This is a genomic window from Rhodococcus wratislaviensis (assembly GCF_041228765.1).
Classification (GTDB): domain Bacteria; phylum Actinomycetota; class Actinomycetes; order Mycobacteriales; family Mycobacteriaceae; genus Rhodococcus_F; species Rhodococcus_F wratislaviensis.
Map to the genome: position 1 here is coordinate 5,055,771 of NZ_CP150488.1, position 24,702 is coordinate 5,080,472.

At 66.9% G+C, this 24,702-nt stretch carries 21 protein-coding genes; 13 read left to right on the top strand and 8 right to left on the bottom strand.

All coding sequences use genetic code 11. The features are described 5' to 3' along the window. The first annotated feature begins 7 nt into the window (after positions 1–7). Positions 8–256 (top strand): acyl carrier protein, encoded by a 249-nt coding sequence (locus WKC72_RS23330; RefSeq protein ID WP_005261629.1) that lies wholly within the window; start codon positions 8–10, stop codon positions 254–256. An 11-nt stretch (positions 257–267) separates the two neighbouring features. Here WKC72_RS23330 and WKC72_RS23335 read toward each other — a convergent pair whose 3' ends face one another. Then, complete coding sequence (locus tag WKC72_RS23335; protein ID WP_370179513.1) at positions 268–3,018, bottom strand: cation-translocating P-type ATPase; 2,751 nt, start codon at positions 3,016–3,018, stop codon at positions 268–270. Positions 3,019–3,223: 205 nt separating this feature from the next. Between WKC72_RS23335 and WKC72_RS23340 the strand changes: the two genes are divergently transcribed. Further along, positions 3,224–5,554: a heavy metal translocating P-type ATPase gene (locus tag WKC72_RS23340; protein ID WP_370179515.1), complete on the top strand. Its 2,331-nt coding sequence runs from the start codon at positions 3,224–3,226 to the stop codon at positions 5,552–5,554. Between the two features lie 12 nt (positions 5,555–5,566). Here the strand turns inward: WKC72_RS23340 and WKC72_RS23345 are convergent, their stop codons facing one another. The 4 genes from WKC72_RS23345 to WKC72_RS23360 form a co-directional block, all read right to left on the bottom strand. Then, positions 5,567–6,448 carry a universal stress protein gene (locus WKC72_RS23345; protein WP_370179517.1) on the bottom strand — a complete coding sequence of 294 codons (882 nt, stop codon included), beginning with the start codon at positions 6,446–6,448 and terminating at the stop codon, positions 5,567–5,569. A gap of 121 nt (positions 6,449–6,569) precedes the next feature. Beyond that, positions 6,570–8,288, bottom strand: coding sequence for a GAF domain-containing sensor histidine kinase (locus WKC72_RS23350; protein ID WP_370179519.1), 1,719 nt, complete (start codon positions 8,286–8,288; stop codon positions 6,570–6,572). 45 nt (positions 8,289–8,333) lie between these two features. Continuing rightward, positions 8,334–9,005, bottom strand: coding sequence for a response regulator (locus WKC72_RS23355; protein WP_370179521.1), 672 nt, complete (start codon positions 9,003–9,005; stop codon positions 8,334–8,336). Between the two features lie 96 nt (positions 9,006–9,101). Then, entirely contained in the window at positions 9,102–9,392 is a 291-nt protein-coding gene (locus WKC72_RS23360; protein ID WP_370179523.1) for a hypothetical protein, read from the bottom strand. A gap of 259 nt (positions 9,393–9,651) precedes the next feature. On the opposite strand from WKC72_RS23360, the gene WKC72_RS23365 reads away from it, so the two are divergent. Then, positions 9,652–10,254, top strand: a complete 603-nt coding sequence (locus tag WKC72_RS23365) for a hypothetical protein (RefSeq protein ID WP_370179525.1) — start codon at positions 9,652–9,654, stop codon at positions 10,252–10,254. Positions 10,255–10,294: 40 nt separating this feature from the next. Here the strand turns inward: WKC72_RS23365 and otsB are convergent, their stop codons facing one another. Continuing rightward, positions 10,295–13,936, bottom strand: coding sequence for a trehalose-phosphatase (gene otsB / locus WKC72_RS23370; RefSeq protein WP_370179527.1), 3,642 nt, complete (start codon positions 13,934–13,936; stop codon positions 10,295–10,297). A gap of 94 nt (positions 13,937–14,030) precedes the next feature. After that, positions 14,031–14,564, bottom strand: a complete 534-nt coding sequence (locus WKC72_RS23375) for a flavodoxin family protein (RefSeq protein WP_370179529.1) — start codon at positions 14,562–14,564, stop codon at positions 14,031–14,033. A 427-nt stretch (positions 14,565–14,991) separates the two neighbouring features. Between WKC72_RS23375 and WKC72_RS23380 the strand changes: the two genes are divergently transcribed. Further along, entirely contained in the window at positions 14,992–15,888 is an 897-nt protein-coding gene (locus WKC72_RS23380) for a universal stress protein (RefSeq protein WP_370179531.1), read from the top strand. 9 nt (positions 15,889–15,897) lie between these two features. Here WKC72_RS23380 and WKC72_RS23385 read toward each other — a convergent pair whose 3' ends face one another. Continuing rightward, positions 15,898–17,136, bottom strand: coding sequence for a serine hydrolase domain-containing protein (locus tag WKC72_RS23385; protein WP_370184467.1), 1,239 nt, complete (start codon positions 17,134–17,136; stop codon positions 15,898–15,900). A gap of 213 nt (positions 17,137–17,349) precedes the next feature. On the opposite strand from WKC72_RS23385, the gene WKC72_RS23390 reads away from it, so the two are divergent. The 9 genes from WKC72_RS23390 (at position 17,350) to WKC72_RS23430 (ending at position 24,696) form a co-directional block, all read left to right on the top strand. Then, positions 17,350–17,604 carry a hypothetical protein gene (locus WKC72_RS23390; protein WP_370179533.1) on the top strand — a complete coding sequence of 85 codons (255 nt, stop codon included), beginning with the start codon at positions 17,350–17,352 and terminating at the stop codon, positions 17,602–17,604. A gap of 212 nt (positions 17,605–17,816) precedes the next feature. Continuing rightward, complete coding sequence (locus WKC72_RS23395; protein WP_370179535.1) at positions 17,817–19,229, top strand: wax ester/triacylglycerol synthase domain-containing protein; 1,413 nt, start codon at positions 17,817–17,819, stop codon at positions 19,227–19,229. Between the two features lie 67 nt (positions 19,230–19,296). Further along, a complete protein-coding gene (locus tag WKC72_RS23400) occupies positions 19,297–19,584 on the top strand; it encodes a DUF1876 domain-containing protein (protein ID WP_005257904.1) in 288 nt (95 codons plus the stop codon). Positions 19,585–19,710: 126 nt separating this feature from the next. Further along, entirely contained in the window at positions 19,711–20,868 is a 1,158-nt protein-coding gene (locus tag WKC72_RS23405) for a 4Fe-4S dicluster domain-containing protein (protein ID WP_370179538.1), read from the top strand. Continuing rightward, complete coding sequence (locus tag WKC72_RS23410; RefSeq protein WP_370179540.1) at positions 20,865–21,326, top strand: cyclic nucleotide-binding domain-containing protein; 462 nt, start codon at positions 20,865–20,867, stop codon at positions 21,324–21,326. Before WKC72_RS23405 ends, WKC72_RS23410 begins: the two co-directional genes overlap by 4 nt. Next, on the top strand, positions 21,323–22,171 hold the full coding sequence (locus WKC72_RS23415; RefSeq protein ID WP_005257898.1) for an FAD/NAD(P)-binding protein: 849 nt from the start codon (positions 21,323–21,325) through the stop codon (positions 22,169–22,171). Before WKC72_RS23410 ends, WKC72_RS23415 begins: the two co-directional genes overlap by 4 nt. After that, entirely contained in the window at positions 22,171–22,956 is a 786-nt protein-coding gene (locus tag WKC72_RS23420) for an oxidoreductase (RefSeq protein ID WP_370179543.1), read from the top strand. The genes WKC72_RS23415 and WKC72_RS23420 overlap by 1 nt, the downstream gene beginning before the upstream one ends. Further along, entirely contained in the window at positions 22,940–24,232 is a 1,293-nt protein-coding gene (locus tag WKC72_RS23425; RefSeq protein ID WP_370179546.1) for a Ni/Fe hydrogenase subunit alpha, read from the top strand. The genes WKC72_RS23420 and WKC72_RS23425 overlap by 17 nt, the downstream gene beginning before the upstream one ends. Further along, a complete protein-coding gene (locus WKC72_RS23430; RefSeq protein WP_005257892.1) occupies positions 24,229–24,696 on the top strand; it encodes a hydrogenase maturation protease in 468 nt (155 codons plus the stop codon). Before WKC72_RS23425 ends, WKC72_RS23430 begins: the two co-directional genes overlap by 4 nt. Positions 24,697–24,702: the final 6 nt, after the last annotated feature.

Here is a 24,702-nt window from a genome sequence, read left to right on the forward strand (position 1 = left end):
ACGACAGATGAACAGCGAGACGATCGACTCGAGAGTCATACGCGCATTGCGGGAGATCGCACCGGAGATCGAGGACGAGGAACTGTCCTCGGATGTGCCGTTACGCGATCAGGTCGATCTGGATTCGATGGACTGGCTGAACTTCCTCGTGCGCCTGCATGCCGTGTTCGGCGTCGATATCCCGGAATCCGACTACGCGACACTGGTGACCGTGGAGGACATCGTCGAATACATTGCCTCGCAAACACACACCTGAGGGCGACGCGGCTACTGCGGGACCTCGGCGGGCGTCCGGGTCGCAACGCTCCCGGGTGTCCGTCGCCGGTGCCACCGCCACGCTTCGTCACATCCCCAGACGATGAACGGCAGCGGAAGGAGCCACAGCACCTGATGCCACTGCGGAATCACGGTTCCGAAGATATGTCGAAGCACCGGCACCGTGACGACCAGCGCGGCGAAACACACTTCGAAGGCGATTCCCCACAGCAACAGGGGGTTGGACGCGACTCCAACCTTTGCGAGCGATGCGTGCTCGGTTCGCGAGGCGAACGCAGTGCCGATCTGGCAGGCGACGATGCCGAGGAAGCTCATCGTCGTCGCCGATTGCCAGGTTTGGTGCAGGATTCCGGCACCCACATCGGCACCCAGATACCAGCCACCTTCGAGAAGTGTCGCGAAGAAGAGCGTCATCACCAATACTGCCGACACACCTCCCAGCAGACCCCATGACCGGACGAGGATCCCCCTGTCGACCACGTTCTGGGTACGCTCGCGTGGACGCCGATCCATCAGGCCCGGTTCGGCCTTCTCACGGCCCAACGCCAGCGCCGGTAAGGTCTCGGTGCCCAAATCGATGGCGAGAATTTGCATCACCGTGAGGGGGAGGGGTACCTGTCCGCCGGACAGTGCGTAGACGAGGAACGGCACCACCTCGGGGGTGGCGTGCGCGAAGATGTAGACGATGAACTTGCGGACGTTGTCGTAGACCCTCCGTCCCGCCTCGACGGCGCTGACGATGGTCGCGAAATTGTCATCGGTGAGGACCATCGTCGCGGCCTCCCGCGCGACATCGGTGCCCGACTTACCCATCGCCACACCGATATCGGAACGGCGCAACGCCGGTGCGTCGTTGACCCCGTCACCTGTCATCGCGACGACCTGCCCGCTGTCGCGCAAGGCATCGGTGATCCGCAACTTCGCCTCTGGTGAACTGCGCGCGAAGATGAGTTCGACGTCGGTGGCGAGCAACCTGTCGAGATCAGGTTCCGGCATCTGCTCGAGTTCCGAGCCGGTGACGACCCGTAGACCTGCGTGCCCGATCCCTACGCTCTGTGCGATCCCTCGCGCGGTGAGGCCGTGATCACCGGTGACGACGATGATCCGAATTCCCGCAGAATGACACCTGGCGACGGCCGCCGCTACCTCCGGACGCGGAGGATCGAGCATTGCCGCGATTCCGAGGAGGGTGAGATCGCTCTCCGCCTCTTCCCGCGTCAGTCCCGGGTGAGTGCCCGCGTCGATGTCACGCTCGGCGACGGCAATCACACGCAAACCTTCGCGAGCCCAGTCGCGTACGAGATTCGCGGTGAACTCCCGATCGGAACTGGTGAAGGCCGGGTCCACACCAGCCGGACCGGCGATTCGGGTACACCGGTCGAAGATCTCTTCGGGTGCTCCCTTGGCATGGATGTGCAGCGTGTCGCCGATACGATCGACGGTGGACATCCGGCGCAGCTCCGGGTCGAAATGGAACTGCGACACCCGGATTCCGTCAGCGTCTCCCGTCGAGGCTCCCAAGGACAGCGCTGCGTGCAGCAATGCCACCTCCGTCGGATCACCGGATTCGGCACCGGTACTCGAGATGCGGATCTCCGCGCTACAGCACGCGACGACAGCCCGGGCCGTCCGACTTGCCGAAGCGTCCGGTGCCGGAACGGGGACGGCACCGTCGAACGTCACGACCCCGTCAGGGGTCCACAACCTGGTGGTACGCATCCGATTCATGGTCAGGGTGCCGGTCTTGTCGGTACAGATGACGCTGGTGGAGCCGAGTGTTTCCACAGCGGAGAGACGTTTGACCAGGGCGCCCTGTCTGGCGAGAGTACGCACGCCCACCGCGAGAGCCAACGTGATCGTCGGCAGTAGGCCCTCCGGCACGTTGGCGACCAGGAGCCCGATTGCGAAATTGACCGAATCGTCGAGCGACAACCCCGCCATGAGCGTCCCCAGCGGGATGAACGCCAGACCCATCGCCACCGCAACCGCCGCGATCAGCCAGGCCACGCGTTTCACCTGCTTTTCGAGGGGGCTTTCCTCATGGCCCACGCGTTGTGACAGAGCCGCGATGCGTCCGAGTTCGGTGTGCATTCCTGTCGCGAACACGACCGCGGTGGCATCGCCGCCCACCACATTGGTGCCGCTGAAGGCGATGTCCGCGGCCTCGATCAACGGTCCCGTCGTCGACCCGGCGTCGAATCGGATCAAGACCGGTACGGACTCGCCGGTGAGAGTCGACAGATCGACCTCGAGCGATCCCGACAGGAGTCGCGCATCGGCGGACACGCGGTCGCCTTCGGTCAGGAAGATCACGTCGCCCGGCACGAGCGACCGGACGTCGACCGTCTCCGTCGTTCCCTGACGGGCGACGCGCGCCCTGGTCGGCAGAAACGCCGCCAATGCTTCGACCGCCTGCTCGGCGTGTCGTTCCTGCACGAACGCGAACGCGGCGTTGAGCAGGATCACGATGACAATCGCGACACCCAGCGGCGCTGAGCCGCTGAAGACGGCGAGTACGGCAGCCATCCACAAGAGCAGCGCCAACGGATGCGTGAATTGCCGCAGTAACTGCCGGGGCCAGGTGCGACCGCGATGCCGAATCAGTTCATTGGTCCCGTAGACGAGTGTTCGTCGCTCCGCTTCCCTCCGTGACAGTCCATCCCGTCTGGTGCGGAGGTCACGCAGTAGCCGGTCGGTCGACTCCTGAGGGTCCACGCGAGCTGTCTTCGTCGGCGTCACCATCGCGCGCTCCTGGTCGCCGGGTCGATCCGGTACGGATCACGTGGGACGGGCCCGGCGGGGTTCTTCTCCGACGGTGCGCCATCGACGATTGCGGGGAAAGGGACCTTGGTCCTCTCTTACGGTCGCACGCAGCCCGAACCGGGTCCGGGCTGCGACGATGGAGACACGCGTCCTCACGCGTCGGCCCTCGACGAGGGAAAGGCATATGCACGACACACGAACCCGCACCACGTGGAATGCGCGCCTCACGAGGCTGTCGGCCCCCACTCTGCTGGCAGTCACATCGGTGGCGCTCGTGTCCGGCGTGGTGGCCACTTCGCTCGGTCGGCCGAGCGTCGCGGACGCGTGCTGGGCGATCGGCACGGTGGCGTCCCTGGTGCCCGCTGTGGGCTGGGTCGTCGTGTCACTCCTTCAGCGCACAGCTGGTGTCGACCTCATCGCCGTGCTCGCCCTCGCGGGAACACTCGCAGTCGGCGAGTACCTGGCAGGTGCACTCATCGGGTTCATGCTCGCGACGGGGCGGACGCTCGAAACCGCGGCCGAGCGGCGCGCGTCACGCGACCTGCGTGCACTCCTCGAGCGCGCACCACGGCGAGCACACAAACGGGTCGGCGAGGACGTCGTCCTCGTCTCCCTCGACGAAGTGAAGCCCACCGATCTGCTGGTCGTCGCGTCCGGCGAGGTGGTTCCCGTGGACGGCGTCGTCGCCGACCGACCGGCCGTCCTCGACGAGTCCGCGCTGACCGGGGAGTCTCTCCACGTCGAACGGCGAGTCGGGGAGTCGGTGCGCAGCGGGGTGGTGAACGTCGGGTCGGCGATCGAACTGCGCGCCACCGCGAGCGCCGCGAACAGCACATATTCCGGCATCGTCCGGCTGGCCCAGGAAGCAGCCGACGACAAAGCGCCGATCGTGCGGATCGCGGACCGCTTCGCCGTCTGGTTCCTTCCCCTGACCCTGCTGGTGTCGTCCGTCGCATGGTGGCTGAGCGGTTCGGCCGTGCGCGCGGTCGCCGTTCTCGTCGTCGCGACCCCGTGTCCGTTGCTGCTCGCCGCCCCTGTCGCCATCGTGTCCGGGCTGTCCCGCGCCTCACGGATCGGTGTCGTCGTCCGCGGCGGTGGAGCACTGGAAACACTCGGTCGAGCGCGGACCCTGGTGATGGACAAGACGGGAACGCTGACGACCGGCAGGCCGTCCGGACTCGACGTCGCGACCGCCCCCGGCCACGATCCCGACGAGGTACTCCAACTCGCCGCCGCTGTCGACCAGTTGTCGCCCCATGTTCTCGCCGAGTCGATCGTCCACTTCGCGCGAGCGAGGGGCTGCGCGCTGCCACTGCCCACCGATGTCAGCGAGCAGGCCGGAACCGGGGTCATTGGCGTCGTGAACGGTCGCGCCGTGAAGGTCGGTGCGGACCACGGCGTGTTGCCTGGCTGGGCGGAGGCCGTCTCGACGCGATCGGCCCTGGACGGCGCGGCGGTGGCCTGGGTACAGGTCGACGACGCACTGGTAGGGGCGATCCTGCTGCGGGATCCTCTTCGTCGAGACGCGCCTCGCACACTGCGGCGATTGCGGGCAGCCGGACTGGAGCGACTGATAATGCTGACCGGTGACCGCCGGGCGCCCGCCCTCGAAATCGGATCCATTGTCGGACTCGACGCCGTGCTCGCGGAGCAAACTCCTGTGGACAAGGTGGCAGCAGTTCAGGCCGAGAAGCGCAAGGCTGTCACCATCATGGTGGGGGACGGGATCAACGACGCCCCCGCCCTGGCGGCGGCGTCGGTCGGAGTGGCGATGGGGGCGCGGGGAGCCACGGCCAGTTCGGAGGCTGCCGATATCGTGCTGACGACCGATCACCTCGCCCGGTTGGCGGACGCGATGGCGATCGCACGACGGTCGAGGCGGATCGCGATCCAGAGTGCCGGCATCGGCATGACGCTGTCGCTGCTGGCGATGACTGCCGCGGCGTTCGGCTGGATCGCTCCCGCGCCGGGCGCCCTGCTGCAGGAAGGAATCGATGTGGCGGTCATCCTCAATGCCCTGCGCGCCCTACGAGGCGGCCGCTCCTCCGAACTCACGGTGACGCGAGAAACCGGCCTGCTGCTGCAGCGTTTCGACCGTGAACACGACGACCTGCGGGGAGCCCTGACACTGATCCGTGACGCGGCAGAGCAGGTGAGTAGCCAACCCGGACCCGAGACACTGGCGGCGGTGCGGAGAGCACACACCGTCCTGGTGAAGCAGGTCCTGCCCCATGAACGCGCCGAAGAGACCCAACTGTATCCCGCGTTGGCGGACGCCTTCGGAACGGCGGAAGCCACCGCCCCGATGAGCCGAGCGCACGCGGAGATCCATCGACTCAGCCGACGCCTGGAAACTCACCTCGGCGCCGTCGAGGCGCAGGGTGAGATCCGCCCGGATCAGCGTGACGACCTTCTCGCGTGCCTGTATGGACTGTATGCGGTGCTGCGCTTGCATTTCGCCCAGGAGGAAGAGGACTACTTCGCGCTCGCCCCGAGAGTCGACGACGAGCACTGACAGCCGTCGGCGCTACCGGACGACGAGGATCGGGCAGCGAACGGAGTGCATCAAGGCCCGGCTCGTGGATCCCAACAGCATGCTGGTGAATCCGCCGCGTCCGCGGCTACCCACGACGAGAAGTCGCGCGTTGTCGGCTTGTTCGCGCAGGTTGCGTACAGGTCGGTCCATCACGACCATCGTCCGAACCTTGACGTCGGGGAAATCCTCGGCCCGGCCGGCGAGACTCTCCGACAGGAGGGCTGTTTCCTGGGTGACGATCCGCTTCCAACCGGAGACGCTACCGCCCTCGTAGTGCACGGGGAGGTCGACGTCGGACCAGGCGTGAACGGCCACCAGTTCGCACTGCCGCAGGTCGGCCTCCTCGAACGCCGTCGAAATGGCGGGCTCGCTGTGTGCCGACCCGTCCACGCCGACGACGACGGGTCCCTCGAGCCGGGTGACCTCGGAATCGGGCAGATCGTGGATGACCGCGACCGGGCACGGTGCGTGGGTGGCGACCGCGGCGCTGACCGATCCCAGGAAGCCGCGCTCGATGATTCCCTGCCGATTCGAGCCGACGACGACCATCGCTGCGGATTTCGACCTTTCGAGGAGTTCACCGGCCGGCGTTCCGGTACAGAGGGTGGTGTGGATGTCGAGGGAATGTCCAGGTACCGCTCGGGCAGCGATCTCCGCGGCGGCAGCCAGCCGGTTCTTGCCGTTGCGTTCCTCGTCGTCGAAGAAGTTCTCCGGCATGCCGATCGGGACACCGTAGGCGCCGGGCACGAACGTGGTCGAGACCACCGACAGTGGGACATTACGCAACGCCGCCTCCTGTGCGGCCCACGCGACGGCCTGGAGGGACGACGGTGAACCGTCTGTTCCGACAACGATCGGGCGGCGGGCGGTCATGGTGTTCTCCTCGGGGCAACGCGCGGCAGGAGTTGCCGCTACCTCTCATCGTTACGGTGCCTCCGACGCCGGCGTAGGGGCGAAGGTCCCCACCTCGGCGGACGGGCGAGCCGATCCCGGCTCAGGGCAGTGGAGCCGACCACCGGAGAGTGGTTCCGCCGCCGGGGGTGGTGTCGATGGTGAAGCGCCCGTTGACTTCCTGCGCTCGGGCAGCCAGATTGTCCAGGCCACTACGGGAGACGCCATCCGGAAACCCCTTGCCGTCGTCCGCGACCTCGATGACGAGATCGTCGTAGACGGAGATGCTGACGGTGACCGTGCCGGCCGCTGCGTGGCGCACCGCGTTGCTCAGTGCCTCACGCAGGACCGCCTCGGCATGTTCGGCGAGCACGGCATCGATGACCGACAGCGGCCCGGACATGTGCACGGTCGTGCGCAGCCCCGAATCCGCGGTGATCTCGGCGATGATCTCTTGCAACCGCCGCCGGAACTGGGTCACGGCACCCGAACCGCCGTGAAGGTCGAAGATCGCGGTACGGATGTCGCGCACGATATCGTGAAGATCGTCGACCGACTGCACGAGTCGCTGCTTGACCTCGGGTGACTTCGCCCTCTGCAGGGTGCTCTGGAGCGACAGGCCGACCGCGAAGAGCCGCTGGATGACGTGGTCGTGGAGGTCCCGCGCGATCCGATCCCGATCGGACAGCACGTTCAATTCGTGCATTCGGCGCTGGCTGTTGGCGAGCTGCAGCGCGACGGCCGCCTGATCGGCGAACCCCGACATCAACGCCAGCTGGTCCTCCGTGAACGGCGCTGCGTCGGCGTGACGGAGCGCCACCAGCACACCGGCCACCGATTGCGTTGCACGCAGCGGCAGCGCCAGCGCCGGGCCGAACCGGGTTCCCGTCTCGAACCCCGGATCGAAGGCTAGAGCGTTGACGCGGAGCGGTGTCCGCTCACGGAAGGCTTCGCCGGACGTCGACCCTTCGAGTGGAATCGTTCGGCCGATGCGAGCCGACACTGTGCCGGCCGACGCGGTGACCACGAGTTCGGTGACCTCGTCCGATGGGATGTCGGGGTCGTCCGGCACCGCGAGAAAAGCGCTGTCGGCATCGGTGAGGGAGAGCGCGTCGTCGGTGATCACTTGCAACACCTCGGCGGTCTCGCTGCCCGCGAGTAGTTCGGTCGCTATCTCACGCGTCGCCTCGAGCCACGCCTGCCTCGTCCGGGACTCCTCGTACAGGCGGGCGTTCTCGATCGCGATCCCGGCGGCGGCCGCGAGTGCGCGGAGAAGGACCTCGTCGTCCTCGGTGAACTGTGCACCGTTCGCCTTCTCGGTGAGATACAGGTTCCCGAACGCTTCGTCCCGGATCTGAATAGGAACGCCCAGAAAGGTTTTCATCGGCGGATGGTGGTCGGGGAATCCTACCGAGGCGGCGTGATGGGAGAGGTCCTTCAGTCGGACCGGCTTGGGATTGGCGATGAGGAAACCGAGGACCCCGCGACCGCGGGGCAGGTCGCCGATACGTTCGCGTGTCTCCTCGTCGATGCCCTCGAAGACGAACTCACTCAAGCCCTCGCGCGGGCTGAGCACCCCCAGCGCACCGTACCGGGCATCCACGAGATTGATCGCGGCGTGGACGATGGTGCGGAGCGTGTTGTCGAGGTCGAGGCCAGACGTGACCGAGAGCATAGCCTCGAGGAGTCCGTCGACGTGCTCCCGGGCATCGACTATCTGCACGATGCGTTCCTGCACCTCGGTCAGGAGTTCACGGAGCCGGAGCTCGGAGAGGCTGCCGAGACGAGGTGCGCTGTCCCGCTCATCGGGTTGACGGGTCACGACACGTATTGTCCCACGTCGTGGAGGCGCGCCGGGGCGGAACCGCTACTGGGCTCGGGGCTTCGCCTGTGAGGTGTCGGACGGTCTCGACGGCATCTTCGTGGCAAGTACCGCTGCCTGGGTCCGGCGTTCGACTCCGAGTTTGGTCAGCAGCCGGGAGACGTAATTCTTGACGGTTTTCTCCGCGAGGAACATCCGTGCAGCGATCTGACGGTTGGTCAGCCCTTCACCGAGCAGGGCGAGGAGCGTCCGTTCCTGATTGGTCAGGTGCCCGAAGATTCCGTCCTTCTCACTGGCGTCCGCGCGGATCTTCACCATCAGGGCGGCGGCGGCGCGACTGTCGAGGAGCGACTTTCCGGCCCCGACGTCGTGGACCGCCTGAGTCAGTTCCATACCCCGGATGTCCTTCACGACGTATCCACTGGCCCCGGCGAGAATCGCGTCGAGCATCGCCTGGTCGTCCGTGAACGAGGTGAGGATGAGGCAGTGCAATTCCGGCATCAACGAATGCAGTTCGCGGCACAGTTCGATTCCGTTGCCGTCGGGGAGGCGCACGTCGAGGACCGCGACGTCGGGTTTCAAGGCCGGCACTCGTGCCATTGCCTGAGAGTAGGAAGCGGCTTCACCGACGACCGTCAGATCAGGATCGGCGGTGAGGAGATCGGCGATTCCGCGCCGGACGACCTCGTGATCGTCCACGAGAAAGACGTTGATCATGCCGCAACCTCCAGTCGTGCTGTGTGATCGCTCTGGAAGATCAGACTACGCCGGGAGCGGCAGGCCCCAGAAGCGCCGGCGCAGGGCCACCGACGGTCATCGAGTGGCGGGACGAACCGGGCGCGTCCCGTGCCGGCGCGGTCGGTGAGGTATCAACATCGCCACCGCCAGGCCGACGGTGGCGACGAGTGTCGCGGCCGCGCCGACCCCGACGAGCGGGGTTGCGAGCCAGGCGCCGAGCAGGACGACCAGGCCTGCGGTCAGTGCTCCCGACAACAGCGCCAGCACCAACCCGATCGGGTGGAGGTACAGGAACTCGCCGGGTTCGTCGTCGCGCGGGCGACGGTCGTCGCGCGGCCGCGGTGCGGTGGGGTGACGTTCGAACATGCGGTCCTCACTCCTTCGCCGACGGGTGGTTCCGATGTGGTGTGTCGGCCTCTTCCACAACGGTGCGATAACGGCGCGCGCGTTTCCAGGGCCGAAAGTCACCAGGTCAGTGTTGTCGGGATTTCGCGGGCGGGCGGCGACAGTAGGGCCTCCGATTCCGGTCCGGCCCGGTCATCCCTGCCAATGACCTTGTGCCCTAGGCGGTTCACCTCGTGCGCGCAAGACTCGAACGCAGGAGGACCGTTCGGAGGAGGGCGTGATGACCATCGATCAGGCACTGCGCTGGTGGCGTCTGGCGCCGTGGAGCCGAAACCCTTTGATGCGGGCCACGGATCGTGTCGACTCCGTCGTCGCGGCCGTCCTGATCACCTTCGTCCTCATCGTGGTCCCGTTCGCGGCGGCGTTCGGAACCGTGACCTACACCGGCTTGGCCGAACGGTCTCACGCCGAACTGCAGACCAGGCACGCACAGGCCGCCGTTCTCGTCGAGGACCCACGGCAGGTGGTGGTCGCCGACGCGCACAGCCGCTCACCGGAAACGCAGGACCGTGCGACAGCGCAGTGGACGGCACTGGACGGCACCCTGCGCTCGACCGCCGTGGAAACCAGACCCGGGACGCGCCGCGGCGACACGGTGACGGTGTGGGTGGACACGAACGGCAACGTCGTCGCCGAGCCCCGGTCGGGAGTGCAGAACGCGGCGATCGCCGTGAGCGCGGCGCTGTCGGCCTGGGCGGGCGCGGCGTTCTGCTCCCTCCTGCTGTACTCGGGGGTGCGGTGGACGAACGGCCGACGGCGGATGCGCCAGTGGGATCGAGAATGGAACGATCTCGGCCGCACACCGGGCTGGCCGGTCAGCTGACCGTGTGATGCGCCGGCCGTGGGGGCGGCGCCGACGGTGGCTAACCCAGACTGACCGTGCACCCCGGTTCCAGTCGAACGACCTGATCGCGACACGAGATCTCGATCGCGCGTTGATTTCCGGCGCCCGCGCTGACCTCAACGCGCCGACCGCTGATCGTCAGCCACAACTGGTGCCCGCGATAGACGATCGGGAATTCGAGCGCACCGAGTGTTTCCGGCCATTCCGGGCTGAAAACGAGGCGGTCACCACGAGTTTCCAACCCCGTGAAGCAGCGCTGAAGCAGGTCGATACTTCCCGCCATGGCCGCCAGGTGGATCCCCTCGGAGGTCGTACCTCCCTGGATGTCGGTGATGTCGGACGCGAGAACTCTGTCGAAGAATTCCATGGCCTTGTCACGGTTGGCGCGGGCCAGCACCCAGGAATGCACCACCGCACTGAGCGTGGAACCGTGTGAGGTCCGGGCGATGTAGTAGTCGATGGTGCGCGGTATCGCCTCCGGTTCGAGTTTATAACCTAGTCGCTCGAACAGATCACGCAGTTCGTCGGCGGACAGCAGATAGAACAGCATCAGCACGTCGGCCTGTTTCGATGCCCGGTACCGGTTGACGTCGTCGCCCTCCGCCTCGAGGATGCGGTCGAGCCGTTGAATGTCGGTGTACCGCTCCCGATAGCCGTCCCAATCCAGTTCCGCCAGCGCCTCGTACCCCTCGAACTGACTGATGACCCGATCGTGGAAGGGAACGAACATGCGGCGGCTCACGTCCGCCCACCGGGCCATCTCGTGGGCGTCCAAGCTCAGCGAGTCGACGAGATCGGAGCGGTCCGGGGACGGAATCACATCGAGCGCCTCTCTCGCCCGGAGAATCACCCACACGGCCATGACGTTGGTATACGCGTTGTTGTCGACTCCCTCGTACGGAGTCTCGGGGTAGCCGGAATGAAACTCGTCCGGTCCCATGACCCCGCGGATGGTGTAGCGGCGCCGCGCCGACTCGTAGGTGGCCAGGCCGGCGAAGAATCGGGCGATCTCCACCAGCATCTCGGCGCCGAAATCACTGAGAAACTCGAGGTCCCCGGTGACCTGGTAGTAGTGCCACACGTTGTAGGCGATCGCGATGCCGATGTGGTGCTGGCGCCAGCTCGGATCCGGGAGCCAGCGACCGGACCGCGGGTTGAGGTGCACTTGCTGGCTTTCCTCCCGGCCGTCACTGCCCGACTGCCACGGGAACATGGCACCGCGATAACCGGCCGCCCGCGCGGCCCGGCGGGCCTCCGGCAAGCGACGGTACCGGTAGCGCAGCAACGACCGGGTCAACGTCGGCACCCGCAGGTTCAGGACCGGGAAGACGAACAACTCGTCCCAGAAGACGTGGCCTCGATACGCCTCACCGTGCAGTCCCCGCGCTGGCACACCCACGTCGAGATCGGCAGTGTTCGGCGACACCGTCTGCAGGAGTTGCATCTGATGGAGCCGGGCGATGCGCAGACCGTCCTGGTAGTGGCCGAGTGTGATGCCGATGCGGTCCCACAGGTGCTCCCAGGCCAGCACGTGACCGTCCAGCACTTCCTCGAACCCGTCGATCGACGGCACCCAGCGTGCCGCTTCGTCGGCCGGCTCGGACAGCGCGTGATCGCGCCCGGTGAACACTGTCACCATTTTCTCGAACGTCACGGACTCACCCTCGGTGAGATCGACCGTGATGTCGTGGCCGATGCGGCCGTCGTCATCGTGCAGACGGTAGGTGCACTCACGGTGGCGGTCGCGGGACGACAGCGTGGTCCGTGCCGCCATGGCCACCGGTATGCGCGACTGAGTGGTCTGCATCGCCAGCAGGACGGAGTCCGCCGACAGCGGGCCGGACTGGAGTGGTGCCAGATGATCGGCGGCGAGATCACGGTACCGCTCGACGAGGGTGTTGCGGACCGCACCATCGAGGGCCGAACGCAACTCGAACGAGCCGGACCAGTTCTCGGCGACGATCGTCGTCTGCAGCGCGCACACGTGGGGGAGATGCATGGCGACGAATCTCCGCTGGACGACCGACGTCGTTCGCCCGGCGTCGTCGCGGTACCGGAACCGGCGGGTGAGCACAGCGCGACGCAGATTGAGGTACTGGCGGTACTCGAGCAGGTCGACGGTGTCGACGTCGAACCACGGTCCGCCCTCGATCCGAAAGGTCGTCGTCAGCCAGTTCGGCGCATTCACCATGCTTTCGTTCACGATGTCCGTCCCGGCGTGCTCATCGCGCAGGCGGTTGTACACACCCGCGAGATACGTGCCCGGGTAGTGGACGGATCCGGCCGTTGCCTCGGGTGCGCACCCGCGAGTCGCGAAGTAGCCGTTCCCCAGAGTGCAGATGGCCTCCCGCAACTTCTCGGTCGCGGGTTCGTAGCCGTCGAAGAACAGCATCCACGCATCGGCCGTGTCTGCGGTCTCGGGGTCGCGACCGAGAAGATCCGCCAGCCGCTGCAGCAGTTCGCGGACCTGGACCGGACCGTTCACGGCGGAGCGTGCCGCCGACCGTCGATCCCCGACCTCCGTGCTGCGGACGACGATCCCCACCCCGCTCGCCGTCACGGCGTCGAAGGCGTCCTCGTCGGTGAGGTCGTCGCCGACGTAGATCGGAAGCAGGGACTTCGCGTCGTGGATGTGCTCGAGGACCCAATTCAGTGCGCGTCCCTTGTCCCAGTCGACGTCGGGACGGAGTTCGACGACCTTGCGACCCCCGGTGACGCGCAGGCGGACCTCCCCGGACGTGGCTACGTCGTGGACGGTGGCCACGACTTCGTCTATCCGATCGGCGGCAACGTTGCGGTAGTGCACGGCGACGGTGTACTTCTTGGGCTCGATCAACACGCCCGGCACATCTCGGAGGCGGTCGGTCAGGGCGCGGGTGGCGTGATGCAGCATGGGTACAGCGGCGAGAGCGTCCGGATTCTGGTAGTACTGCCCCTGCGGTCCGGCCAGTTCGAACCCGTGGCTGCCCGCATACCAGATCTCCTCCATGCCGACCCGTTCCTGCACGTCCGCGAGGTCGCGTCCGCTGATCACCGCCACCGGGCACTCGCGTGTCAATCGGACCAACTCGTCGGCCATACCGTTGACCAGGACGGCCTTCGACGGATCGGACACGATGTTCGCGAGTGTGCCGTCGAAGTCGAGAAACACTGCGGGCCTGCGGATCCGGAGGAGGGCGGTGAGTTCGTGCCGAGACGTCAGAGCGTCCGGAATCTCGGACAGTCGGAGATCGCTTGCACGAATCTGGATCTCGGAGGGGTCGGCGACGACGATATCTGCACCGCATCTTGCCAGGTCGCCGGCGCGGCGGTCGTGGCCGACCCCGATGACGAGCGCGAAGCCGCCCCGCCTGGCCGCGGCTGCCGCTTCCGCGGAGGCGGTGACGACCACCGCACCACCCGGACGTGCCCCGAGTCGGTTGGCGGCGTCGACCGGCGAGCCGCCGTCGACTCGGACCGGAAACAGGTCCGCGATTCTTGCGGTGTCGAGCACCGGTCGAACGTCGCGATCGGCCGTGAAGACCGCGGTCGCCACCCCGAGACTCTGCAACTGACGGACGAGTGCTCTCGTGGTGTCGGTCCGCGCGGACTCGGTCGTCACGACGTCGAGGTCGAAGATCACCGCATCGTGCCGTCTCAGATCGATCCCAGCGTGTGACACGGGGCTCAGCTCCCGGGTGGTGGACGCATGACAACTGCTCTCCGAACTGCCGCGACGCCGGTAATACCCAGATTACGTCGGAAGCGCGCGATGATCAGGCGTGACTGGAGGTGACCTGCCGAGCAAGTGTCCGGCCCCACTGCTCGGCGCGTGTCTCCTCGCCATCCTCGAGCCGCGATTCCTTGTCGACGAGGAAACTCTCGGAGTCGGCGACGAGATCGAATCCGTGCAGGCGCAGCTTTCGGCAGATGCCCTTCGATGCCCGGCCGGTCAGGAGGGCGGGGCCGTCGGCCCGAGTATCGAACGCCACCGCCTTCCCGTGAGTCGGGGGGAGCCCGTCGAGCCACTCACGGAGGCCTTCGCTCTCCGCGTCAGGTTCCAGTGTCACCGTGCTGTCCGGTTTCTGGGCTGTCACGGCCGCCCCGTGACGGGTCGACTCGCGACTCATCCCGTGGACATGCGTCGGACCGCCGACCATCACGAGATCGTAGCCGGACAGGTCTTCGTCACCGGCCCGGGTGACCGGGACCGCTGTGACGGGTCCCGCGGACTCGAGGCCCCGGGCGATCGCCTCTGCCACGTGCCGGGTGTTTCCGAACATCGATTCGTAGACCACGAGTGTTCGCATGTCGACTCCTTCTGAGGTTGGGGGCTCGGCGCCACGATCTGGGCCCGCGCGTGTTTTGGCCGACTGTTCACGTCGACGGGTGTGCACCGAACATCACACGCGCCCACCAGTCGGCCAGCGGGCTCGGATCGGGCCAGTCGATTCGGTCGACATCCGTCTCCGGCACCGGCGGCTGGGTGTGTCTCGCCGTCGACGGAGATCCCAGTCGACGACGGTGGGGTGGGGGATTCATGGCGAACTCCGAGGGTCGTGTCACCTCGGATTCAACCAACGATGGCAACCACCGAGTAGGGTCTACCGTCACTTTCCGGGACTCTGCGCGCTGCAGAGGCATCGGGTCCCGCCGTGGTGAACGGGATGACCTATGCCCCTACCGACGCCGTTGTCGCATCTGAGACCGTGACGATGACCGGAGGAGTTGAGGACCATGAGTATTCTCGCGCAACGTCAGGCCGTCGTCGTCGGTGTCGACGGTTCGGAACGAGCGATGAGAGCCGCTGTGTGGGCAGCGGCGGTCGCTCAGCGGAAGTCCGTGCCACTGCGAGTGGCTCACGTCCTGCCCAGTCCGGGATACCACTACAGCGAAGCCGCGCTTCTCTTCCAGAACGAGTTCGCCCAGGAAGTCGAGAAGTCTGCCCACGAGATCCTGGATCGGGCCGAACGGCACGTGAAGAGCGCGTTCCCCGACGTCACGGTCTCGTGCAGCACCCATCCCGGCCCTGCGGGACCGGCACTCGCAGGATTGAGCGCGCACGCCGAGATGGTGGTGGTGGGTTCCACCGGTGCGGGGGCGCTGGAAACGCTCGTCACCGGCTCCACCGTCATGCAGGTGGTCAACCGTGCGCACTGTCCGGTTACCGTGTTCCGATCGGAGGCACCGTCCCCGGTGCCCGACCACCGTCCTGTCGTCGTCGGAGTCGACGGCAGCGAACTGAGCTCACTCGCCATCACCACCGCCGTCGAATTCGCCACGTTCTTCGAGGTACCGCTCCTCGCGGTGCACGGCTGGGGCGCCGGCGACCTCTCGGAGCGCCCTGCCGCCCTGCCTATGGTGAACTGGGCCGTCGTCGAAGAAGAACAATCCGTTCTGATGGCGGAAAATCTCGCCGGCTGGCGCGAGAAGTGTCCGGATCTGCAACTGACCACCGTCGTCGAACAGGCCAATCCGGCCGAGCTGATCCTCGAATATGCCCGCGACGCGCAGCTGGTCGTCGTCGGCAGCCACGGCCACAACCGTCTGGCCGGAGCATTTCTGGGATCGACCAGTCAGAATTTGCTCCATCACGTCGCCTGCCCGATCACGATCTGCCGCCGAGTGAGCTGACCACACGGGTCACAGTCGCCGGGCGATCGATTCCGCTTGCGCGCCCAGTTTCGCCAGCCGCAGGTCGGCGAGCGGGGTCAGTGCACCGCCCATCCTGTTCGTCACGAACGCCACCGACAGCCCCGTCTCCGGATCCGCGAACGCACCGGAACCACCGAGTCCGTAGTGGCCGAACGCGTGCGGATACTGATTGCGGCTGGCGACGAACGCCGCGTGATAGCCCAGGCGCCAGTTCATCCGGATACCGAGCACATAGTCGCGTGCCGTCGTCTGCACCTCACCGATCTGCGCGAGAGTTTCCTCGGTCAGGAACCTCCTGCCGCCCACCATGCCCTTGTTCGCGATCGCCGCATACATGCGGGCGAGGGCGCGGGCACTGAAGACACCGTTCCAGCCGGGCATCACGTAATCGTGAATGGCCGGATTGCGGACCAGTTCGTCGAACCCCTCCGGCATGCCTGCGTGTGCGATGTTCCGAAGCACAGGCAAGCACGACAGAGCAAAGGACGCAGTCTCCCAGGGCACCCCGAACGGAGTGATGCGAGGGAAGGACTTCGCGATGCGGTGACGTTCCTCCGCGGGAACCTGGAACCAGAACTCGCGGATTCCGAGGGGTTCGGCGATCTCGGTGCGGACCAGGTCGGTGAACGACGAGCCGGTCGCCCGAGTGGTGAGTTCCGCGACCAGTGATCCGAACGTGACGGCGTGATAGCCAGGCATGACGGCGCGGCGGCGATCCGGTGCCGCGGATGCGAGAGCGCCGACGACGCTGTCGTGGTCGAACAGGGCGGACGGCCCCGGTACCAGTCCGCGCACACGGTGCAGCCCGGCCCGGTGGGTCAGCAGCTCCCGTACCGTCACCAACTCCTTGCCTGCACTCGCGAACTCCGGCCAATACGTGGCAACGGGTGCGTCGTAGTCGATCAGCCCGCGGTCCACCAGCCGGTGGAGCACCGTGCTCGCCACACCCTTGCCAGTAGAAAAGGACACCGACACGGTGTCGGATTGCCAGCGCGTGTCGCGCGCCGCCCATCCCGACCAGATGTCGACCACGGGCTCGCCGTGCAGGTAGAGCGCGAGGGCGCCACCCCCGTCGGTGGGCTGCCCGAACAGTCGGAAGAACTGACCGGCCAGCTCACCGAACCGAGGATCGACGAGCATCACGCTGGGCGTGGGCAGGTCCGGACGCGCTACCGTACGCTTGCGGGCCGGCGGATTTCCTGCGGCGAGTTCGCGAGGGTTCGTCATGGTGTGCACGTCTTCTATCCTTCGGCGGTCGCCCGATGCCACCACCAATGCTTGTATACAACGCCGGATACGGCGCCCTGATTCCGCCGGGGCGAAACCACCGGAAACGGCCGAAAGACCCTGTGAACGACCCCTCGCACGGTTGGACACTGGTAGTACGGCGGACCGACCTGGACACACACCGCCGAACAGACCGTAGGAGGCCGCCCCGTGATGTACGACAACGATTTCGGCGGTTGGGGGTATGCACTGATGTTCACCGGGATGGCGCTGTTCTGGGGCCTACTGATCGTGGGGATCATCCTGCTGATCCGTTATGTGAGTCACCCGTTCCCGGCACCGCCCGGTGGGGCACCGCCGCTTCGCAGTGCCGAGGCGGTCCTTGCCGATCGGTTCGCACGCGGCGAGATCGACGAGCAGGAATACCGGAGTCGCCTCTCCATTCTGCGCGCCGGGACGACACCCTGACCTGAGCGCACGTCGAAGGAGGTGACCGTGATGGATGCGATGCAGATGTTCCACATGTTCATGATGTGGCTGCACAGCATGGGTGTTCTACCACCCATGCACATGATGCCGATGTGACTCCGTGGCCCGCCGGGAACCACAGGGATCGAGTCCCCGGCGGCCACCCCGAGCCCATCAACCCAGCCCGACCGCAGACCCGATCCACGAGCGAGTTGACCGACGTGATCACCACGAATCAGCGATACATGACCCAGACGGACTTCATGTCGTGGCGGATGGAGGAGGATCCGATCCTCCGATCGACCATCGTGGCTGTCGCGCTGCTCGACCGCAGTCCGGATCAGAGCCGATTCGTCGATATGATGCGCAGAGCGGTCGACCTGGTTCCCCTTTTCCGGCGGACGGCGATCGAGGATCCGCTGGGCCTGGCGCCGCCGCGGTGGGCGGACGATCGAGACTTCGACCTCAGCTGGCACCTGCGCCGCTACACCCTCGCCGCACCACGAACATGGGACGGGGTTCTCGACTTCGCGCGGACCGCCGAGATGACGGCGTTCGACAAGCGCCGCCCGCTCTGGGAGTTCACGATTCTCGACGGGCTGAACGACGGCAGATCCGCCCTCGTGATGAAAGTGCATCACTCTCTCACCGACGGTGTCAGTGGAATGCAGATAGCCCGGGAGATCGTGGATTTCACCCGCGAAGGCGCACCACGAGCCGGCCGGGCGACGGCCGTGCCGCACGGTGGATCGTCTCGTCCGCCGAGCCGCCTCTCCTGGTACCGGGATACGGCCGCGGACGTGACCCATCGGGCGTCGAACATTCTGGGCCGCAACAGTGTTCGGCTTGTTCGTGCGCCGAGAGCCACCTGGCGCGAAGCGACCGCGCTCGCCGGCTCCGCACTGCGCCTCACGCGTCCCGTGGTTTCCACGCTGTCCCCGGTGATGACGAAACGCAGCACGCGGCGTCACTGCGCGGTGCTCGACGTGCCGGTGGAAGCGCTCGCTCAGGCGGCCGCGGCGGCCGCCGGTTCGATCAACGACGCGTTTCTGGCTGCTGTCCTGCTGGGAATGGCGAAGTATCACCGACTGCACGGAGCCGAGATCCGCAAACTGCGGATGACGCTGCCGATCAGCCTGCGCACCGAGACGGACCCGCTGGGCGGCAACCGCATCAGTCTGGCACGATTTGCGCTACCCACCGATATCGACGACCCCGCCGAGCTGATGCGCCGGGTACACGCCACCGTCGATGCGTGGCGCCGTGAGCCCGCGATTCCGCTGTCACCGACGATCGCCGGCGCCTTGAACCTGCTTCCGGCCTCGACACTCGGAAACATGCTCAAACACGTCGACTTCGTCGCCTCGAACGTCGTCGGATCGCCGGTGCCACTGTTCATCGCCGGGTCGGAGATTCTGCACTACTACGCGTTCAGCCCCACACTCGGATCGGCGTTCAACGTCACCTTAATGTCCTACACCTCACGATGCTGTGTCGGGATCAACGCCGACGCCGATGCCGTCCCGGATCTCGCCGCCTTGACCGATTCGATAGCCGACGGGTTTCGCGCCGTCCTCGGGCTGTGCGCGAAGACAACCGATACGAGGGTGGTCGTGGCCTCGTGATCGCGGCACACCCCATACCCGAGAACCACATCGGGCGCGACACCGCGTCCACACCGAACGGAGGCCGATGAACATGAACGAGAAGAAGTGGTCCGTGGAGATCGTCATCGACGAACACGACGCCGACGAGGGCGGATCCAAGACCCGGGCACAGGCCCGGCTCCGAACCCGCGATACCCACACCCTCGTCGGGGTCGGGCTCGCACGCCGGAATCCCGCGGACACCGAGATCCCCGAGATCGGGGACGAACTGGCCACGGCACGTGCGTTGGCCGACCTTGCCCACCAATTGATCGAGCTCACCGCCGCCGATGTGGAAGCGGCCACTCACAGCAGCGTTCACCTCACCGAATAACCGGGCCCGCCGGGGTGGGCTTCGACACGAACCGAGGAAAGGCCGAACGGCCCTGGTTCCGGGGTGATGCGCCTGGCTCAATGGACGAAGGGCCCACACCCGCCGGGTCGGCAAAGGAGTGAGCGCATGGATGGGCAACCGACCGTGCACCCCGATGCGAGTGTTCTGGATCGCCGCGGCCTCGACCAACTGATCGAGACACTCCGCGCCCGCGGCTATTGCGTCGTCGGTCCCACCGTCGAGGACTCGGCCATCGTTCTCGCCGAACTCGAATCCGGCGCGCAGCTGCCGTCCGGCTGGGGTGTGACGACCGGACCCGGGACGTATCGGCTGCGTCGGCGGGACGACGCCGCGGTCTTCGGCCACTCGGCCGGCCCACAGTCGTGGAAACGCTTCCTCCACCCGCCACGGCAGCAGCAGTGGTCCGTCGACCGGGACGGTGCCTTCATCGCGCCGGCACCCGACGAGCGGCCCTACGCATTCGTGGGGGTCCGAGGCTGCGATCTCGCGGCGATCGCGGTCCTGCGGCGGGTGCTGTGCCCGGACCCCGATTCCGACAGCACCACCGCCCGCAGGTTCCGGCAACTGTTCATCGTGGCCGCCCACTGCACCGAACCCGGAGGTGTGTGTTTCTGCGCCTCGATGGGGACCGGACCGGCGGCAGGGCCCGGATACGACCTGGCACTGACCGAGCGCCTCGACGACAACGGTCACCGCTTCGTCGTCGAGGCCGGCACCGAATCCGGTGCCGCCGTCCTCGCCGAGGTCGCCCACCACACCGCCGCGACCGCAGAGGTCGACGAGGCCCGGAACGCCGTGAGCACCGCAGCCGGCCGGATGGGACGGGCAATGCCCGAGGTGGATCTTCATGCCCTGCTCCGCGACGCGCGCGGAGCCGACGTCTGGGAGGACGTCGCCAGCCGGTGCCTGACCTGTGGAAACTGCACCATGGTGTGCCCCACCTGCTTCTGCACCACCAGTGAGGACGTCACCGATCTGACCGGCGAGCACGCCGAGCGCTGGCAGCACTGGTCGTCGTGTTTCGAACCCGATTTCAGCCACGTCCACGGCGGGAACGTCCGGACGTCAGGGGAGAGCCGGTACCGGCAGTGGATGTCCCACAAACTCGGCACGTGGTTCGACCAGTTCGGCAGCTCCGGGTGCGTGGGATGCGGACGGTGCATCGACTGGTGCCCAGTCGGTATCGACATCACCGAAGAGGCCGCACGGCTCGTCCAGCTCATGCCCGCGTATCGGCCGGAGGACGACCGGGAGCAACGGTGAACGCCGACGAAGCGCCGCTGCCCCCTGCCCTCGGCCACCTCGACCACGGGCACCGGCTGCGGCTCGCAGAACTCAGCACACCGGTTCGATTCGCCGCGGGGGAATTCGTCTTCCGCGAGAACGAGCCGGCGACCCGGTGCTGGCTGCTCGGCACCGGAAGTGTCGTCCTGACCACGCTGGTACCCGGCCGCGGCACCGTCGCACTCGAAACTCTGCACGGCGGTGACGTTCTCGGCTGGTCCTGGCTCGGCACCCGGCAGCTGTGGCAGTTCGATGCACAGGCCACCACGACCACCGACGCCGCGGAAGTGGACGTCGCCGCGCTCGAGGAGATGGCGCTCTCCCAACCCGACTTCGGATACGCCGTCACCCGCGCGTTGTCCGGGGTGCTGATCGCCCGACTGCAGTCCACCCGCGCCCGCCTGCTCGATCTCTACGCGAACCGAGGGGAACGGTGACTGTCGTGCCCGCCGACCGCATGCTGCCGACCGGATACCGGGTCGTGTCCCGTTCGGTGGAGACACGCGACTCTGTCACCATGACCCTGGTCCCGGCCTCTGAACCTCCGATGCCGCTCCCGCGGTTCACCCCCGGCCAGTTCATGATGCTGTACGCCCACGGGGTCGGCGAGGTCGCCATCTCGGTGTCCGGAGACCCCTCCCGAACCGATGGAACCCTCGTCCACACGATCCGCGACGTCGGGGCCGTGAGCCGGGCACTCCACGACGCCCCGCTCGGCACGATCATCGGCGTGCGGGGCCCCTTCGGGCAGGGCTGGAACCTGCCGGCCGGCTCGGACCGCGACCTCGTGATCGTCGCCGGGGGCGTGGGGTTGGCGCCTCTACGCCCGGTGGTGCTCGCCGCACTGGCCGCGCGAGAGAAGTTCCGCCGACTCACTCTCGTCGTCGGCGCGCGCAGCCCCGCCGACATCCTCTACCGCACCGAACTCGCGGCATGGCAGGCCCGCACCGACCTCACCGTGGAGTTGACGATCGACCAGCCGATCGCGGGATGGACGGGAGGCGTCGGATTCGTCACCGAATCCCTCCACCGGGTGGATGTCGACCCCGAACACACCACCGCACTGTTGTGCGGGCCGGAGCCGATGATGCGGTTCTGCGCCCGGGCGTTGACGGACCACCGGGTGAGTCCGCGCGACATTCAAGTGTCCGTGGAACGGAACATGCAATGCGGCGTCGGGGCCTGCGGACACTGCCAGCTCGGCGAACTGCTGCTGTGCCGGGACGGTCCCGTCGTCGACTACGCCACCGCCGAACCACTCCTACGGGTACCGGAGCTGTGATGAGCGCACCACCGAACACCAAACCGAAACTCGCCGTGTGGAAGTTCGCCTCCTGCGACGGCTGTCAACTGACGTTGCTCGATTGCGAGGACGAGCTGCTCGCGCTGTCCGAGGTCGTCGAGATCTCCCACTTCGTGGAGTTGTCGAACACGATCACCGCGGGCCCGTACGATCTGTCGCTGGTCGAGGGGTCGATCACCACGGCCGCCGACCGGGACCGCATCCGCGCGGTGCGGGCGCAGTCCCGGTTTCTCGTCACGATCGGGGCCTGCGCGACGGCCGGCGGCATCCAAGCGTTACGCAACTTCGCCGACATCGACGACTTCCTGTCGGTGGTCTACGCGAGGCCCGAGTACATCGACACCCTCGCCACCTCGACTGCGATCTCGGCGCACGTCCCCGTCGACTTCGAGCTACGCGGTTGCCCGATCGACCGGCGTCAGCTCCTCGAGGTCATCACCGCGTACCTGGCGGGCCGGCGACCGAACATCCCCGACACCAGCGTGTGCACCGAGTGCAAGCGGCGCGGACTGACGTGTGTGATGGTCGCCGACGGCACACCGTGCCTCGGCCCGGTGACCCACTCCGGGTGCGGGGCGCTGTGCCCGTCGGTCTCCCGCGGGTGCTACGGCTGCTTCGGTCCCACCACCGACCCGAATCTCGCCGCGATGAGCGGTTGGCTGCGCACGTGCGGGATGAACGAGGACGCCATCGGCCGCATCTTCGCCACGTTCAACGTAGCGGCCTACGGATCCGAAGGGCACGACCGTGGCGCCCCGGAATAGGGAACTGACCGTGCGCGCCCTCGCCAGGGTCGAGGGTGAGGGCCGGGTCGACGTAACCGTGCGCGAGGGGAGGGCCGAACGCGTCGAACTCAACATCTACGAGCCGCCCCGCTTCTTCGAATCCTTCCTCCGCGGCCGCCACTTTCTCGAACCCCCGGACATCACCTCGCGTATCTGCGGTATCTGCCCGGTCGCCTACCAGGTGAGCGCATGCAATGCCATCGAGCAGGCATGCGAACTCGAACTCGCCGACGCGGTGAGGGATCTGCGGCGACTTCTGTACTGCGGCGAGTGGATTGCCAGTCACGTGCTGCACATCTACTTCCTGCACGCACCCGACTTTCTGGGGCTCCCGGATTCGATTGCCCTCGCCCGGCGCGATCGGGAGGCCGTCGAGCGGGGCCTGTCGTTGAAGAAGGCCGGAAACGCGATCCTCGATGTGATCGGTGGCAGACCGATCCACCCGGTCAACGTCCGAATCGGTGGGTTCCACCGGATGCCGACCACAGCCGAACTGATTCCCCTGTCCGACCGACTGCGCACGGCACTCGATCACGCCGTGGCCACCGTCCGATGGGTGTCGTCCTTCGACTTCCCCGACGTCGAACTCGACCACGACCTCCTCGCACTTCACGACGACTCCCGCTACGCAATCGACGACGGCGAGATCTGGTCGTCGACCGGATTACGTTGCACCGCTGACGAATTCCCGAAACACGTGGTCGAGCGTCAGGTGCCGCACTCGACCGCACTCCACGCCGAGCTCGACGGCCGCCGCTACCTCACCGGACCACTGGCTCGATACTCACTCAATTCGTCGCAGCTTGCCGGAGTGTCGGCGCAGACCGCCGCCGACGCCGGGCTGGGCGCGCAGTGCCGAAACCCCTACCGTAGCATCGTCGTCCGCGCCGTCGAGGTCGTCTACGCCGTCGAGGAAGCCTTGCGGATCATCGACCGCTACGAGCGGCCTGCGGAGCCGTTCACCGCCGGGCCACCGATACGCACGGTCGGGCACGGGGTCAGCGAGGCACCCCGTGGACTGCTGTATCACCGATACGAGTTCGATCCCACCGGATTGATCCGCGCCGCCACCATCATTCCTCCGACCTCGCAGAATCAGGCTGCCATCGAACACGATCTACGGCGCGCGGTGGACGGGAATCTCATGCTGGCCGATGACGATCTGACAACGCTCTGCGAACGAACCATCCGCAACTACGATCCGTGCATCTCCTGCGCCACCCACTTTCTGACCCTCACAGTCGACCGCCGATGACCGTCGTGGTGATCGGGCTGGGAAACGATCTCCGCCGCGACGACGGGATCGGCCCGGCGGTTGCGCGGCAGGTCGCGGACCACGTCGCCCCGGACGTGTACGTGTCGGTGTCCGATGGGGACCCGGCCACTCTGCTCGAAGCGTGGACCGGTGCGCAGCTGGCCGTCATCGTGGACGCCGTCGTATGCGACCCGCCTCGACCCGGCACGGTCTATCGGCTCACTCCGGACGAACTCGGGGACGTTCGGGCGGGGACGTTCAGCACACACGGAATCGCGCTCGACCAGACAATCCGCCTCGGCGCCGTGCTCGATCGGCTGCCCCACAGAATGATCGTCCTGGCGGTGGAGGTCGCTGATCTGGGCGGTGGCCGCGGGCTCTCCCCCGCGGTGGGCCGAGCTGTCGACACGGCGGTGTCGGCGGTGCTGTCGGTGATCGGTGAGCCCTCCGACCGAATGTCCTGACCGTGC

Bases quoted from the DNA above. Each gene is read 5' to 3' on its own strand.
- WKC72_RS23340 (WP_370179515.1), top strand. From the start codon at position 3,224: ATGCACGACACACGAACCCGCACCACGTGGAATGCGCGCCTCACGAGG.
- WKC72_RS23430 (WP_005257892.1), top strand. From the start codon at position 24,229: ATGACCGTCGTGGTGATCGGGCTGGGAAACGATCTCCGCCGCGACGAC.
- WKC72_RS23385 (WP_370184467.1), bottom strand. From the start codon at position 17,136: ATGACGAACCCTCGCGAACTCGCCGCAGGAAATCCGCCGGCCCGCAAG.
- WKC72_RS23420 (WP_370179543.1), top strand. From the start codon at position 22,171: ATGAGCGCACCACCGAACACCAAACCGAAACTCGCCGTGTGGAAGTTC.
- WKC72_RS23330 (WP_005261629.1), top strand. From the start codon at position 8: ATGAACAGCGAGACGATCGACTCGAGAGTCATACGCGCATTGCGGGAG.
- WKC72_RS23405 (WP_370179538.1), top strand. From the start codon at position 19,711: ATGGATGGGCAACCGACCGTGCACCCCGATGCGAGTGTTCTGGATCGC.
- WKC72_RS23380 (WP_370179531.1), top strand. From the start codon at position 14,992: ATGAGTATTCTCGCGCAACGTCAGGCCGTCGTCGTCGGTGTCGACGGT.
- WKC72_RS23345 (WP_370179517.1), bottom strand. From the start codon at position 6,448: ATGACCGCCCGCCGCCCGATCGTTGTCGGAACAGACGGTTCACCGTCG.
- WKC72_RS23335 (WP_370179513.1), bottom strand. From the start codon at position 3,018: ATGGTGACGCCGACGAAGACAGCTCGCGTGGACCCTCAGGAGTCGACC.
- WKC72_RS23355 (WP_370179521.1), bottom strand. From the start codon at position 9,005: ATGATCAACGTCTTTCTCGTGGACGATCACGAGGTCGTCCGGCGCGGA.
- WKC72_RS23360 (WP_370179523.1), bottom strand. From the start codon at position 9,392: ATGTTCGAACGTCACCCCACCGCACCGCGGCCGCGCGACGACCGTCGC.
- WKC72_RS23375 (WP_370179529.1), bottom strand. From the start codon at position 14,564: ATGCGAACACTCGTGGTCTACGAATCGATGTTCGGAAACACCCGGCAC.
- WKC72_RS23365 (WP_370179525.1), top strand. From the start codon at position 9,652: ATGACCATCGATCAGGCACTGCGCTGGTGGCGTCTGGCGCCGTGGAGC.
- WKC72_RS23390 (WP_370179533.1), top strand. From the start codon at position 17,350: ATGTACGACAACGATTTCGGCGGTTGGGGGTATGCACTGATGTTCACC.
- WKC72_RS23400 (WP_005257904.1), top strand. From the start codon at position 19,297: ATGAACATGAACGAGAAGAAGTGGTCCGTGGAGATCGTCATCGACGAA.